The organism is Streptococcus sp. Marseille-Q6504 (assembly GCF_965111625.1).
The window spans coordinates 91175-105470 of record NZ_CBCOON010000003.1 but is presented as its reverse complement, the minus strand read 5'-3'; the positions used below and the strand labels follow the sequence as shown (position 1 = coordinate 105470).

The 14296-nt window shown below is 41.7% G+C and carries 14 protein-coding genes and 1 riboswitch; of the genes, 4 read left to right on the top strand and 10 right to left on the bottom strand.

Annotated features, from left to right (window positions below):
• Positions 1–218: 218 nt before the first annotated feature.
• From ACWPUA_RS04485 to uvrA, 8 genes are all read right to left on the bottom strand, one after another.
• Entirely contained in the window at positions 219–524 is a 306-nt protein-coding gene (locus tag ACWPUA_RS04485; RefSeq protein WP_454379427.1) for a DUF1292 domain-containing protein, read from the bottom strand.
• Between the two features lie 15 nt (positions 525–539).
• Entirely contained in the window at positions 540–959 is a 420-nt protein-coding gene (ruvX, locus tag ACWPUA_RS04480; RefSeq protein ID WP_414265535.1) for a Holliday junction resolvase RuvX, read from the bottom strand.
• A 3-nt stretch (positions 960–962) separates the two neighbouring features.
• Positions 963–1229: an IreB family regulatory phosphoprotein gene (locus tag ACWPUA_RS04475; RefSeq protein WP_004250500.1), complete on the bottom strand. Its 267-nt coding sequence runs from the start codon at positions 1227–1229 to the stop codon at positions 963–965.
• Positions 1230–1326: 97 nt separating this feature from the next.
• Entirely contained in the window at positions 1327–1899 is a 573-nt protein-coding gene (locus tag ACWPUA_RS04470; protein ID WP_223334117.1) for an SP0191 family lipoprotein, read from the bottom strand.
• A gap of 60 nt (positions 1900–1959) precedes the next feature.
• Positions 1960–2358: a transcriptional regulator Spx gene (spx, locus tag ACWPUA_RS04465; RefSeq protein WP_000591164.1), complete on the bottom strand. Its 399-nt coding sequence runs from the start codon at positions 2356–2358 to the stop codon at positions 1960–1962.
• Positions 2359–2493: 135 nt separating this feature from the next.
• Entirely contained in the window at positions 2494–5154 is a 2661-nt protein-coding gene (mgtA, locus tag ACWPUA_RS04460; protein WP_454379424.1) for a magnesium-translocating P-type ATPase, read from the bottom strand.
• A gap of 298 nt (positions 5155–5452) precedes the next feature.
• Positions 5453–5606, bottom strand: a riboswitch (M-box (ykoK) riboswitch).
• Between the two features lie 52 nt (positions 5607–5658).
• Entirely contained in the window at positions 5659–6720 is a 1062-nt protein-coding gene (locus ACWPUA_RS04455; protein ID WP_454379422.1) for a M24 family metallopeptidase, read from the bottom strand.
• On the bottom strand, positions 6713–9544 hold the full coding sequence (uvrA, locus tag ACWPUA_RS04450; protein WP_454379566.1) for an excinuclease ABC subunit UvrA: 2832 nt from the start codon (positions 9542–9544) through the stop codon (positions 6713–6715). Before uvrA ends, ACWPUA_RS04455 begins: the two co-directional genes overlap by 8 nt.
• A gap of 142 nt (positions 9545–9686) precedes the next feature.
• On the opposite strand from uvrA, the gene ACWPUA_RS04445 reads away from it, so the two are divergent.
• The 4 genes from ACWPUA_RS04445 (at position 9687) to ACWPUA_RS04430 (ending at position 12970) form a co-directional block, all read left to right on the top strand.
• On the top strand, positions 9687–10631 hold the full coding sequence (locus ACWPUA_RS04445) for a magnesium transporter CorA family protein (protein ID WP_000815631.1): 945 nt from the start codon (positions 9687–9689) through the stop codon (positions 10629–10631).
• A 12-nt stretch (positions 10632–10643) separates the two neighbouring features.
• Positions 10644–11318 (top strand): DUF1129 domain-containing protein, encoded by a 675-nt coding sequence (locus tag ACWPUA_RS04440; protein WP_303943381.1) that lies wholly within the window; start codon positions 10644–10646, stop codon positions 11316–11318.
• Between the two features lie 202 nt (positions 11319–11520).
• Positions 11521–11784: a SemiSWEET family transporter gene (locus ACWPUA_RS04435; protein ID WP_049496815.1), complete on the top strand. Its 264-nt coding sequence runs from the start codon at positions 11521–11523 to the stop codon at positions 11782–11784.
• 148 nt (positions 11785–11932) lie between these two features.
• A complete protein-coding gene (locus tag ACWPUA_RS04430; RefSeq protein ID WP_454379418.1) occupies positions 11933–12970 on the top strand; it encodes a S66 family peptidase in 1038 nt (345 codons plus the stop codon).
• A gap of 51 nt (positions 12971–13021) precedes the next feature.
• Here the strand turns inward: ACWPUA_RS04430 and ACWPUA_RS04425 are convergent, their stop codons facing one another.
• A complete protein-coding gene (locus tag ACWPUA_RS04425; RefSeq protein WP_454379416.1) occupies positions 13022–13588 on the bottom strand; it encodes a DNA-3-methyladenine glycosylase I in 567 nt (188 codons plus the stop codon).
• 9 nt (positions 13589–13597) lie between these two features.
• Positions 13598–14191, bottom strand: a complete 594-nt coding sequence (gene ruvA / locus ACWPUA_RS04420; protein ID WP_454379414.1) for a Holliday junction branch migration protein RuvA — start codon at positions 14189–14191, stop codon at positions 13598–13600.
• Positions 14192–14296: the final 105 nt, after the last annotated feature.

Genomic DNA, 14296 nt, shown 5'->3' with positions numbered 1-14296 from the left:
AAACATCCCCCGGACGTTCCTGCGTTTCTAATTTCTGGCGCAGGGCTAAAAACGTTCCCCGAACTTACCAGTTCTCTCTTATTTCGAGGAACTGGGCTGATACAGTCTACCAGACTACCTGCGTTTCTATTTTCTAGCGCAGGGCTAAAAACGTTCCCCGGACTTACCAGTTCTTTCTTATTTCAAGGAACTGGGCTAAAAACATCCCCCGGATGTTTTTACTCCTCAATAAAACTGTTGAAGACTTCTTCAATCATGTTCCATTCATCTTCTGAATCTTCAGGGATTGGTTGCAATTCACCTTCAGTTCCATCTTCATTTTCGATGAATGAGTATGCTTGGATTTCAACTTCACCGTTTTCATCTTCTTCTGCATTAACTGGTACAAGAAGAACATAGTTTTTACCAAATTCTTCTTTTCCGTCGATAGTCAAAAGGATTTCAAATAAAGTTTCGTTTCCTTGCTCATCTACAAGTGTAATAAGTTCACGTTCTTCGTGATCGTGGTTGTGATCGTGTGACATAGTTTCTCCTCTGTCTTAAAATTTTCTATCTAAATAATTTTGCAAAATCAACTGAGCTGCCAATTTATCAATAACTTTTTTACGCTTATTGCGACTAATGTCTGCTTGCTCAATCAACATGCGCTCAGCAGCAACCGTGGTTAGGCGCTCATCCTGGTACTCCACTGGCAAACTAAAGAGTTCTTCCAGTTTTGCTCCATAGGCTTGACTCGCTTCCACCCGAGGTCCACTGGTATTGTTCATATTTTTAGGTAAACCAACAACAAAGCGCTCCACCTTATAGGTGTCAACCAATTCCTTGAGTCGTTCAAAGCCGAACTCTCCTTGATCTTCATTGATTTGGATGATTTCAAGCCCTTGTGCTGTAAACCCTAACGGATCGCTAATCGCTACTCCTACTGTTTTGGAACCAACGTCCAACCCCATAATTCTCATTGGTTATAGATCGACTCCTTGTCCCTTAAGGTAGTAGCGGACCAATTCTTCAACAATCTCATCGCGTTCGTATTTACGGATTTGATTTCTTGCGTTATTGTAACGAGGAACGTAAGCTGGGTCTCCACTGAGAACATAGCCCACAATCTGATTAATAGGGTTATACCCCTTCTCATTCAATGAAGCATAGACTTCTGTCAATGTTTCACTAATTTCTTTTTTATTGGAATCATCCAATTTAAAACGTACGGTTTCTTCAGTAAATCCCATTCTAACACCCTCTTTCCTTAGAATAGTACTATTATAGCACATTCACAGCCATTCTACAAATGACACAGCCTGATTTTGCTGATTTTCTGTGACTTCCTTACTGGACAGTCGCGCCACTTGCAACTCGATTTTCAATATATTCTTCTGGTTCGTTTTTTAGTAGATTTTCCAATCCCACATTTTTTAAATATTCGCTTTCGCTTGCCTTTTTAACGTCTAGAACTTGAAAATCATAACTTGTTTTTGTTTCAATCTCGGTTTCACTTAAAAGATTGGTTTCAAGGTTAAATCCAGGAATTTTACGTGCTTCTTGGACCGATTCATCCTTGTCTTCTCCTTCTTTCAAGGCCTTTTTTGCTTCCTCTAATCCATGCTCTGCAATAAAGTTCTTGAGGTCTTCTGAAACTTGTCGTTTTTGCTGAATCGTTAAGGTCAAGAACTGTTTGCCCTTATAGGTAATGGTCTGGGTTTGTTGAACCCCATTTTCGTCAGCAGGTAGAACAAGCGTCTTTGTTACAACTGTATTGTTATTGGCATTTTCTAGAACAGGCAACGTTGATTGAAGAGCTTCTGTCGTTGTATCTTTAGAAGGTTCCGCAGACTCTTTTTTCTGTCCACAGCCAGCTAGTAAAAATAGGAGCGCAACTGTACCGATAACTATCTTCTTCATATTTATTTTTCCTTATTTATCTATCAAATAAGGCTAGGAGTCACTCCCAGCCTTTATGTTTTATAGTGCTGCACGTAAACGTGCTTCTGCATTTTCTACATTGCGGACAGAGCGTGGCAAGAAGGCACGAATGTCATCTTCTTTATAGCCAACTTGTAAACGTTTCTCGTCAACAAGAATTGGACTTTTTAGGATGCGTGGTGTTTCCATGATTAAATTAAGCACTTCATTGACACTCAAATCTTCGATATCAACTCCGAGAGCTTTAGCGTAGCGATTCTTTGATGATACAATGCTCGCAATTCCATTGTCTGTTTTTGTTAGAATATCTAATAATTCTTCTCTAGAAATCCCCTCTTTACCGAGGTTTTGTTCTTTATAACTTAACTGGTGGGCATTGAGCCAGGTCTTAGCTTTTTTACAGCTAGTACAACTTGAGACTGTATAAATTTTGATCATGTACCTACCCCTTTCGCTACATGTTACTATCAGTTTATTCTATTATACCATAAAAAACATCCGACTTGCGACCTATTTTTAAAAAAATTTAACTTTTTCTCCAGTTTTCTATCTTTTTTCTTGACAAAAACCGAACTATAACCATTCTTTGTACTTCCTAATGTAAAATTTCTTAATAACTGTGACGCTAAACATGTACAAGAAAATAATACAGGTTAGGAACAAGAAATAAGGAAGTCCTAATGGAGCTAAACGAAGAATATTTACTAGCGGTCCATAAGGCAGACTAGTTACGAAAATTGCGGCAACCAAGGTTGTCAAGATTACAAGCCAAGCTGGTCTGCTTTGTACAAAAGGAACTTTTGCCGTACGAAGCATATGGATAACCATGGTTTGAGACCACATAGATTCAATGAACCATCCTGTTTGGAATAAGATAATAAACTGAAGGGCAGATTCTGACCCATGAACATAATGGTGGCCTGTCACCAAAGGAACAATAATAAAGTAGAGGAAAATAAAGGTCAAAATATCAAAGACAGATGAGATTGGGCCCATCCAAACCATAAATCTAGTAATAGATTTTGCTTCCCATGTATGGGGTTGTTTAAGGAAGTCTTGATCCACATTATCAAATGGCAATGCCACACAAGACAAATCATAGACAAGGTTTAGGACAATAAGATGAACAGGAGCCATTGGTAAAAATGGTAAGAAGATACTCGCAACAAGGAGTGAGAAGATATTCCCAAAGTTTGAACTAACGGTCATATTGATGTACTTGGTCATGTTGGCGTAGACCTTGCGGCCCTCAACGATACCAGTTTCAAGGACCATGAGATCCTTGTCTAGCAAAATAACATCCGCAGTTTCCTTGGCGATATCAACTGCTGTATCTACAGAAATTCCAACATCAGCCACCTTCATGGATGGAGCGTCGTTAATCCCATCTCCCATATAACCAACGACATGACCATTTTTCTTCAATTGTAGAATAATTCGAGCTTTTTGGTCAGGAGACAATTTGGCAAAGACTGTTACACTTTCAACCGCTTCTTCCAATTCTTGGTCTGTCATTTGGTCGATATCAGCTCCCAAAAGCATCCGCTCAACATCCAAACCAACCTTTTCACAGATGGCTTGGGTTACTTTTTCATTATCCCCAGTTAAAATCTTTGTTCTGACACCATGCTCAAGCAAAGCTTGGATAGCGGGTGCTGCAGATGGTTTTGGTGGATCCAAGAAGGCAAGATAACCCGTAAGGATCATGTCACTTTCATCAGTCACAGCATAGGCATAATCTTCACGTAGACCTGACTTGTAACCAACACCTAATACACGTAAACCTTGACGGTTTAATTGACCAACTTCCGCCAGTACTTCTTGGCGAATGTCTTCAGTAAGAGGGATGACTTCTCCACGATATTCCACATGTGTCGAAATGGTCAACATTTCTTCCAAGGCGCCTTTGGTTACCATACTAACAACATTGCTATCATCTTTGACGATAACACTCATGCGTCTGCGCTCAAAGTCAAATGGAAGCTCGTCGATTTTTTGGAAACTGGTATCGAGATTTTGTAGGATAGTGTGTTCCTTGGCTTCTTTTTCAGTTCTACTGATGATGGCACGGTCCATCAAGTTTTTCAAACCTGTTTGAAAATGTGAATTTAGATAAGCTCTTCTTAAGACTGCCATATCCAAATCGCCATGGATATCCAATGGGTATTCTAAGACAATCTCATCTTGCGTAAGAGTTCCAGTTTTATCCGTACATAGGATATCGATTGCTCCTAAGTCCTGGATAGCATTGAGTTTTTTGATGACTACCTTTTCCTTGGCCATGATAATGGAACCTTTGGCTAAGCTGGCTGTAATAATCATCGGAAGCATTTCTGGTGTCAGTCCGACACCCACGCTCAAGGCAAATACTCCAGCCTCTAACCAGTCTCCGTCGGTCAATCCATTTGCGAAAAACACGATTGGAACCATGACAAGCATCAAACGGATCAAGAGCCAAGAAATGCTGTTCATTTCACGTTCAAAAGAAGTTGGCTCATCATAGGTGTTGAGAGTTTGCTCGATGGCTCCCATCATGGTGTCATCACCAACCGCTAGGACCATAGCTGTAGCACTTCCTGAGATAACGTTTGTCCCCATAAAGGCCAAAGATTCTGCTTCTAAGAGGCTATCTACATTTTGACCAGTGGCTTTATTTAAAGCTAGCTTTTCAACTGCATCACTTTCTCCAGTCAAACCTGACTGTTGAACGAAAAAGTCGCGTGATTCAAATAAGATGACATCTGCTGGAATCATATCTCCAGCGCTCAATTTCACGAGGTCTCCCACAACCAACTCATCGATTGGCAACTCTTGTTCAAGACCATCGCGAATAACAGTTGCAGTGTTGACAATCATTTTTGAAAGATTGGTTGTCGCCTTGTCGCTCCGCAACTCTTGGACAAAACGGATGCCTCCTGAAATCAAAACCAAGACAACGATAATAATAGAGGTCGTAGGGTCCTCTTGGCCAGGTTTGGCAAGCCAAACGTTTGTAACGAGAGAAATAAAGGCAATCACAAGCAAAATGATTGTGAAAGGATTGATAATAGACTCATAAATCTTTTTAAAGATGGAATCCTCTTGACCTTTTGTGATGGTGTTTTCACCATATAGGTCACGGTTTTCTTCGACTTGTTCTTGGTCTAAGCCTTTTAGACTTGTATGGTAAAAAACTAGACTATCTTTAAATGGAGTTTGAATAGCTGCTGCTAGTCTTTCTTTTGTAGTTTTCATTGGTTTCTCCTATCTGTATGAATGGTGATTTCATACTCAATGAAAATCAAAGAGCAAACTAGGAAACTAGCCACAGGCTGTACTTGAGTACGGCAAGGCGACGTTGACGTGGTTTGAATTTGATTTTCGAAGAGTATCATACACAGAGACCAATCACTTTATAGGGACAGAACGACACAAATCAGCGATTGGCTGTGTATGTGCGGTTCTGGATGATCGTCAATTTGCATCGTTTGTCTCCTTTCTTTGTTTTAAAACAGCAGAAAATCCTGCCATAAAATGGCAGGACTAAAAAACTTATGATCTGTTTTCGTTCAAGCTTTAACTCCATAGGGCGATGTAATGAGCTTAGTCTTGACCTTCGCGACCAGGACTGTTGACCAACGAGTAGTGTCTCCACTGCTTTGCGGTAGTCATCCGTATCCCTATGGTAGCCTCACCTACCGTTTTCGCCTTTCAGTATAAACCTTTAACTAATAAAAGTCAACGATTTATCTCATTTTTTTAGATTACAATCAATTCTTTTGGAGCTAGGGTTAATAACTCGCAACCTGTATCTGTGATCAGGATGTCATCTTCGATACGAACTCCATATTTACCTTCGATATAAATACCGGGTTCATCAGTCAAGACCATACCCGATTTAATAACTTCTGTAGAAGTTTGGCTAAAGTATGGTTCTTCGTGGATATCAAGTCCGATACCGTGTCCGATACCGTGTGTAAAGTATTGCCCATAGCCTGCTTCCACAATGATATCACGAGGGATTTTATCAAAGTCACGGAAACCTAAGCCAGCCTTAGCTTGGTCAATCAATGCTTGGTTAGCCTTTAAAACAGTGTTGTAGATTTCTGCTTGTTCGTCGCTGACATGGCCTAGGTAGATGGTCCGAGTCATATCACTCACATAATGCTCGTAAAGGCACCCAAAGTCCATAGTGATAGCTTCGCCTAGTTCTACTGGCTTGTGCATTGGGTGAGCATGGGGTTTAGAAGAGTTGATACCGCTCGCTAAGATTGTGTCAAAAGACAAACCTGCCGCTCCCAACTCACGCATACGGAAATCAAGGAAGTTGGCAATTTCAATTTCAGTCTTCCCTGGCTTGATAAATTCAAGGGCGTCGTGGAAAGCTTGGTCTGATATTGAACAAGCCTTGCGAATAGTCGCGATCTCTGTCTCATCCTTAATCATACGAAGCGCTTCAACAAACTGTGTTTGTGGAACTAGTTCCAAACCTTCAAAAGCGGCTTGCATGCGGTGGTAATAAGAAACCGAGATTTCATCTTCAAACCCGATACGAGAAAGACCCATGTCTTTAGCAATTTTTGCGATAGTAGCCAACTCGTCACGTTCTGCAAAAATCTCAAAACCAGTAACTTCCTGCTTAGCAGCGATGATATAGCGGGCATCCGTCACCAAAATTTGACGGTCACGACTGATAAAGACTGTTCCATTTGAACCCCAAAATCCTGTCAAATAGTAGACATTTTTAAGGTTATTGATAATGATTCCATCTAGTTCTTTTTCTTGCATTTTATCGAGAAATGCTTGCACACGTTTATTCATGATGTAACTTTCCTTTCAAATACTGTCCTGTATAGCTTGCTTCATTAGCAGCTACTTCTTCTGGAGTTCCTGTTGCAATGATGGTACCACCACCAACACCACCTTCTGGACCTAAATCGATGATATGGTCTGCTGTTTTGATGACATCTAGATTGTGCTCAATCACGAGAACTGTATTGCCATCATCGACAAAGCGAGACAAGACCTTTAGTAGACGCGCGATATCCTCGGTATGAAGACCAGTTGTCGGTTCATCTAGAATGTAGAAGGATTTACCGGTCGAACGTTTATGGAGCTCGCTAGCCAGCTTCATACGTTGAGCTTCTCCACCAGAAAGTGTCGTGGCTGGTTGTCCCAAGGTTACATAACCTAGACCTACATCCTTGATGGTCTGGAGTTTTCGTTGAATTTTTGGAATGTGTTTGAAAAATTCTACTGCATCGTTGACGGTCATATCCAAGACTTGCGAGATATTCTTTTCCTTATAATGAACTTCTAGGGTTTCACTGTTATAACGGGTTCCATGGCAGACTTCACAAGCTACGTATACGTCTGGCAAGAAGTGCATCTCAATCTTGATAATCCCGTCACCTGAGCAGGCCTCACAGCGACCACCCTTGACATTGAAACTGAAGCGACCCTTCTTGTAACCTCGAATCTTGGCCTCATTTGTCTGAGCAAAGAGGTCTCGAATGTCATCAAAGACACCTGTATAGGTTGCGGGATTGGACCTTGGTGTTCTTCCAATAGGACTCTGGTCAATATCAATCAGACGATCGATATGCTCAATCCCTGAGATAGTCTTAAACTTTCCAGGCTTGTCTGAATTTCGATTGAGTTTTTGAGCAATGGCTTTTTTGAGGATGCTGTTAATAAGTGTCGACTTCCCTGAGCCAGAGACCCCTGTCACCGCAATGAATTTCCCGAGTGGGAAGCGAGCGGTGATATTTTGTAGGTTGTTCTCACGCGCCCCAGTCACCTCAATAAAGCGACCGTTCCCAACGCGACGCTTTGACGGCACTGGAATCGCACGTTTCCCTGACAGATATTGCCCTGTAATGGATTTGCTGTTGCGAGCTACCTGCTTAGGCGTTCCTGCTGCTACAATCTCTCCACCAAAGACCCCTGCACCAGGGCCAACATCAATCAAATAATCCGCCTCACGCATGGTATCTTCATCATGTTCTACTACGATCAAGGTGTTCCCCAAATCACGCATCTTTTTCAGACTGGCAATCAGGCGGTCATTGTCCCTCTGGTGAAGACCGATAGACGGCTCATCTAAGATATAGAGGACTCCTGAGAGATTAGAACCAATCTGGGTTGCCAAGCGAATACGTTGGCTTTCTCCACCTGATAGTGTTCCTGCAGAACGAGAAAGGGTCAGATAGTTGAGACCGACATTATTGAGGAAGGTCAAGCGGTCTTTGATTTCTTTAAGAATCGGACGAGCAATGATGGCTTCGTTTTTTGATAGGGTCAACTGATCAATAGCTTCCAAATGGTCTGTGATGGAGAGGTCAGAAATTTCTCCGATATGAAGACCTTCCTCTCCTCCTACACGAACAGATAAAGCCTGGTCATTGAGGCGATAACCGTGACAGGTACCACAAGTTAGCTCATTCATATAAAGACGCATTTGTGTACGGGTGTAGTCACTATTGGTTTCATGGTAACGTCGCTTAATATTCCCTATAACACCTTCAAATGGAATATCGATATCACGAACTCCACCGAATTCATTCTCATAATGGAAATGGAATTCCTTACCATCTGAACCATAGAAAATGAGATTCTTATCCTCCTCTGACAAGGCCTCAAAAGGAGTATCCATATCCACTCCAAAGGCTGTCATGGCTTGTTCTAGCATATTTGGATAATAGTTAGAAGAGATAGGGTTCCAAGGTGCTAATGCTCCCTCACGAAGGGTTTTACTAGCATCTGGTACGACTAAGTCCGTATCAACCTCTAGCTTGATCCCCAAACCATCACACTCGCTACAAGAACCAAACGGAGCATTGAAGGAGAAGAGACGAGGTTCTAGTTCTGGAACTGTAAAACCACAGACTGGGCAGGCATAATGTTCTGAAAAGAGGAGCTCGGAATCATCCATGGTATCAATAATGACATACCCTTCAGCGATACGAAGGGCTGCTTCAATCGAATCAAAGAGACGACTACGGATACCTTCTTTGATGATAATACGGTCTACCACCACATCGATGTTGTGTTGTTTATTCTTTTCAAGTTCAGGAACTTCGGTCACATCATAGACAACCCCATCAACACGGACACGAACATAGCCATCCTTTTGAATTTTTTCAATCAGAGTCTTATGCTGCCCCTTTTTCTTACGGATAACAGGTGCTAAGATCTGCAAGCGTTGGCGTTCTGGCAATTCCAAAACCTTGTCGACAATCTGCTCTACAGACGAAGCCTTGATAGCGCCATGTCCATTGATACAGTAGGGTGTTCCTACACGAGCATAGAGGAGACGTAGATAATCGTTGATTTCCGTCGTAGTCCCAACCGTTGAGCGAGGGTTTTTACTAGTCGTTTTCTGGTCAATAGAAATGGCAGGGCTGAGACCATCGATAGAGTCCACGTCTGGTTTTTCCATATTGCCCAAAAACTGACGAGCATAGGCTGACAGACTTTCAACGTAGCGACGTTGCCCTTCTGCATACAGGGTATCAAAGGCAAGACTCGACTTGCCCGAACCCGACAGCCCCGTCACCACAACTAGCTTATCACGTGGAATTTCCACATCTATATTTTTTAAATTATGGGCGCGTGCCCCATGGATGACAATCTTATCTTGCATGTTACTTCTTTCTAGTCCATTGTTGCTTTCCATTATACCAAAAAAAGTGAAATTCTATTACCAAAAAAGCCGATTTTGTAGTATAATAGTACGGTGTCAAAAATCACTGTAACACGGATTAGATTAGGAAAGGATAGGAGATATGAAGCAAGTCTTTCTCTCAACTACAACTGAATTTAAAGAGATTGATACGCTCCAGCCGGGCACTTGGATCAATCTCGTCAATCCTACTCAAAGCGAATCGATGGAAATCGCCTCGGCCTTTGATATTGATATTGCTGACCTCCGTGCACCGCTCGATGCGGAAGAAATGTCTCGTATCACCATCGAAGATGAGTACACTTTGATCATCGTAGACGTCCCAATCACAGAGGAAAGAAATAACCAGACCTACTACGTGACTATTCCCTTGGGGATTATCATCACAGAAGAGGCTATCATCACTACCTGCTTGGAGCCTCTACCACTTCTTGATGTCTTTATCAATCGTAGACTTCGGAATTTCTATACCTTCATGCGGTCGCGCTTCATCTTCCAAATCCTCTACCGCAATGCGGAGATTTACCTAACTGCCCTCCGTTCGATTGAACGTAAGAGTGAGCAGATTGAGAGTCAACTTCACAAGTCTACTCGAAACGAAGAATTGATTGAACTCATGGAGTTGGAAAAGACCATCGTCTACTTCAAAGCTTCACTTAAGACAAATGAGCGCGTGATTAAAAAATTGACCAGCGCAACCAGTAACATCAAGAAATATCTCGAAGACGAAGACTTACTGGAAGATACCTTGATTGAAACTCAACAGGCCATCGAGATGGCGGACATCTATGGAAACGTCCTTCACTCTATGACAGAGACCTTTGCTTCTATCATTTCAAACAACCAGAACAATATCATGAAAACCTTGGCACTTGTGACTATCGTTATGTCCATCCCAACCATGATTTTCTCAGCCTACGGAATGAACTTTAAGGATAATGAAATTCCTTTAAACGGAGAACCGCATGCTTTCTGGCTCATCGTCTTTATCGCCTTTGCTATGAGTGTTTCTCTCACTCTTTACCTCATCCATAAAAAATGGTTCTAAACAGGAGTTATTATGTCACAGATTGATTTAAAAGAATTAACCAAGAAAAACCAAGAATTTATCCACATTGCAACCCAACAATTTCTAAAAGATGGAAAAACTGACGCTGAAATCAAGGCTATCCTTGAAGAAGTCATTCCTCATATCCTAGAAGAACAACCAAAAGGTGTGACCGCTCGCTCTATCTACGGAGCACCAACTCACTGGGCTCACAGCTTTAGCGAAAAAGAACAATACGAAAAAGAACATCCAAAGGAAAATGACGATCCAAAATTGATGATGTTGGATTCAGCCCTTTTCATTACAGGACTGTTTGCAGTAGTTAGTGCCTTGATGAGCTTCTTCTCAAACCAACCAGTGGCTTACGGATTGGTAACACTTATCAGTGTAGGAGCCTTCGGTGGAGTTGCCTTCTACCTTCTCTATCACTTCATCTACCGCTACTACGGACCAGATACTGATCGTAGCCAACGCCCTCCATTCTGGAAATCACTTTTGGTTATGCTAGCAACCATGTTTGCTTGGGTTCTCATTCTCTTCTTGAGCAACTTCATTCCGCAAGCTATCAACATCAGTCTCCCTCCACTTGTTTTGTTGGTGATCGGAGGAGCACTTCTTGCCCTACGTTTCTACCTCAAAAAACGTTTCAACATCAAGAGCGCAAGTGCAGGACCTGCTAGATATTAAAATAAACAAAAAAAGTAGTGTGTTTTGTAGACAGACTACTTTTTTTGTAGTTCCAAATCATTTTTTGATTTGTCAAGCTCATAAATAGACAGTTTGTCTAAATTTGTTTTAATGTAAAGTCTTCCCTTAGAATCCCGAGGTTTTATTCTTGAATCCAAGTTGTTTTTCTGTTAAGCTAATAAAGTAATAAGGAGAAATATATATGACTAAACAGAGAATTAATCAAATTGTTGGTTCAATTGGTGCCTTTATCGGAATTATTGTATTTATAGCCTACATCCCTCAAATTTTTGCCAATTTACAAGGGAACAAAGCTCAACCATTCCAACCTTTATCAGCAGCAGTCTCTTGCTTAATCTGGGTCATTTATGGATGGACAAAAGAGCCTAAGAAAGATTGGATTCTAATCATTCCAAACTCAGCCGGGGTTGTCCTTGGCGGACTGACCTTCCTTACTGCTCTATAAGAAATTAACTACTATAAAAGCAACCACACGATTGGTTGCTTTTTTACTACTTTCTTGATCTAAAAGTCTTCTTCTGACTCTAATTCTTGTTGTTTTCCCTCATCTTTTGTGATACAATAGCATCAATTTATTTCTAGGAGGATGAGATATGGTTTCTACTATTGGTATTGTTAGTTTGTCTAGTGGCATTATCGGAGAAGACTTTGTCAAACACGAAGTGGACTTGGGAGTCCAACGTCTCAAAGACCTCGGACTCAATCCTATCTTTTTACCTCATTCACTAAAAGGCTTAGACTTTATCAAGAACCATCCTGAAGCACGTGCAGAGGATTTAATTCAGGCCTTTTCTGATGATAGCATCGACATGATCCTATGCGCCATCGGTGGAGACGATACCTATCGTTTATTACCCTATCTTTTTGAAAATGACCAACTAGAAAAAGTTATCAAACAAAAGATTTTTCTTGGCTTCTCGGATACGACCATGAACCATCTCATGTTGCATAAACTAGGTGTTAAAACTTTTTATGGTCAATCCTTTTTAGCAGACATTTGTGAATTAGACAAAGAAATGTTAGCCTATAGCCTTCACTACTTTAAAGAATTGATTGAGACGGGAAAAATCTCAGAAATCCGCCCTAGTGACGTTTGGTATGAGGAACGAACTGACTTCAGTCCCAAAGCTCTAGGAACACCTCGTATCAATCATACAAATACTGGTTTTGACTTGTTACAAGGAAATGCCCAGTTCGAGGGAGAAATCCTCGGTGGTTGCCTCGAATCTCTCTACGATATCTTTGACAACTCTCGATACGCAGACAGCACGGAGCTCTGCCAAGAATACAAACTTTTCCCTGACTTGTCAGACTGGGAAGGAAAGATCCTCTTGCTAGAAACAAGCGAAGAAAAGCCTGAGCCAGAAGACTTCAAAAAGATGTTGCGGACTTTAAAGGAAACTGGTATATTCGAGGTCATCAGAGGACTCTTGGTCGGGAAACCTATGGATGATACTTTCTATGACGACTATAAAGAGGCACTATTGGATATCATTGATAGCAATATCCCAATTGTCTATAATCTGAATGTCGGACACGCAACTCCAAGAGCAATTGTCCCCTTCGGAGTCCACGCCCATGTAGATGCAACGGAGCAAGTCATCCACTTTGATTATAACAAAGAAAGCTGAGATAAGACTCTCAGCTTTTTCTATATTCTCTGATGTTCCAGTCATCTAACATCACTTATTTCCACTTTTCCATTCACAATCATTCTCGTGGTCATCAACTAGCCCTGCAGCCTGCAGATAGGACAAGACAGCGACTGGTCCAGTGAACTTAAAACCACGTTTTTTGAGATCCTTGGATATTTTTTCAGACAAAGGCGTTTTGGCTGGTGCTTGACTGTAGTCCGGGATATCGTTAACGATGGTTTTCCCCTCTACAAAAGACCAGAGATAAGCATCAAAAGAGCCATACTCTTTCTGAACTTGTAAAAAGGCCTGGGCGTTTGCTCGGGTGGCAAAACTCTTAGCACGATTGCGGATGATAGCTGGATTGTCCATCAAAGCCTCCAGTTCCTCATCCGTCATCTCCGCGACACTTTGAAGGTGATAGCCATGAAAAGACTCTCGGAAAGCCTGCCGTTTATTAAGCACCGTTTCCCAAGACAGACCAGCCTGATAAGTTTCCATACAGAGCAGCTCAAAAAGCGCTCGGTCGTCATGTAGGGGTTGACCCCATTCCTCATCATGGTAGGCTACATATAGCGGGTTGTTCATTTTAACCCAACCACAGCGTTTTGGCATAGACATCTCCTATTTCACCAACATCTTAAGGGCAGATTTGATGTAGTTTTCAGCAGTATCTGAAGTTCCTTCAAAGAATTTCTTGATTTTCTTAAGCTCAGTAGCCTTGTAGCCCAGTGCCAACATGGCTTCCATAGCTTCCTCCAGTTCTTGGTTGTCACTGCTAGATGGAACTGCAGCCTTAGCAGGGAGATCGTCTCCTGCCACAACAACTTTCCCTTCTAGATCCAATACCATCTGTTGGGCTGTTTTCTTCCCGATTTTAGGGAACTTGGTCAAGTAGGTGATGTTCTTAGTCTCGATGGCTTGAACCAAGCCAGCATTGTCATCCGCTGCGATGATGGCAAGAGCAGAAACAGGGCCAATGCCTGATACAGAAATCAAGCTGAGAAAGAGTTTCTTCTCGTCTTCTGAACGGAAACCGTAAAGTAGATGAGCATCTTCACGAACAACTTGATGCACATAGATTTGCGCTTCTTGATTGACTTGCCCTGAGTAGGTATAGGGGTTAGCTACGTGTAGGATGTAGCCGATACCGTTAGCTTCTAGAACGATGTATTTAGCAGTAATTTTGGTAATGATACCCTTTAGATATTCGTACATAATTTTCCCTTCAATTTATACTCAATGAAAATCAAATCTAAACTAGGAAGCTAACCGTAGGCATAACTTGAGTTAGGCAAGGTAAGGCTGACGCAGTTTAGAGAG

Excerpts from the sequence above, each read along its gene's own strand:
- ACWPUA_RS04485 (WP_454379427.1), bottom strand. The coding sequence starts at position 524 with ATGTCACACGATCACAACCACGATCACGAAGAACGTGAACTTATTACA.
- ruvX (WP_414265535.1), bottom strand. The coding sequence starts at position 959 with ATGAGAATTATGGGGTTGGACGTTGGTTCCAAAACAGTAGGAGTAGCG.
- ACWPUA_RS04475 (WP_004250500.1), bottom strand. The coding sequence starts at position 1,229 with ATGGGATTTACTGAAGAAACCGTACGTTTTAAATTGGATGATTCCAAT.
- ACWPUA_RS04470 (WP_223334117.1), bottom strand. The coding sequence starts at position 1,899 with ATGAAGAAGATAGTTATCGGTACAGTTGCGCTCCTATTTTTACTAGCT.
- spx (WP_000591164.1), bottom strand. The coding sequence starts at position 2,358 with ATGATCAAAATTTATACAGTCTCAAGTTGTACTAGCTGTAAAAAAGCT.
- mgtA (WP_454379424.1), bottom strand. The coding sequence starts at position 5,154 with ATGAAAACTACAAAAGAAAGACTAGCAGCAGCTATTCAAACTCCATTT.
- ACWPUA_RS04455 (WP_454379422.1), bottom strand. The coding sequence starts at position 6,720 with ATGAATAAACGTGTGCAAGCATTTCTCGATAAAATGCAAGAAAAAGAA.
- uvrA (WP_454379566.1), bottom strand. The coding sequence starts at position 9,544 with ATGCAAGATAAGATTGTCATCCATGGGGCACGCGCCCATAATTTAAAA.
- ACWPUA_RS04445 (WP_000815631.1), top strand. The coding sequence starts at position 9,687 with ATGAAGCAAGTCTTTCTCTCAACTACAACTGAATTTAAAGAGATTGAT.
- ACWPUA_RS04440 (WP_303943381.1), top strand. The coding sequence starts at position 10,644 with ATGTCACAGATTGATTTAAAAGAATTAACCAAGAAAAACCAAGAATTT.
- ACWPUA_RS04435 (WP_049496815.1), top strand. The coding sequence starts at position 11,521 with ATGACTAAACAGAGAATTAATCAAATTGTTGGTTCAATTGGTGCCTTT.
- ACWPUA_RS04430 (WP_454379418.1), top strand. The coding sequence starts at position 11,933 with ATGGTTTCTACTATTGGTATTGTTAGTTTGTCTAGTGGCATTATCGGA.
- ACWPUA_RS04425 (WP_454379416.1), bottom strand. The coding sequence starts at position 13,588 with ATGCCAAAACGCTGTGGTTGGGTTAAAATGAACAACCCGCTATATGTA.
- ruvA (WP_454379414.1), bottom strand. The coding sequence starts at position 14,191 with ATGTACGAATATCTAAAGGGTATCATTACCAAAATTACTGCTAAATAC.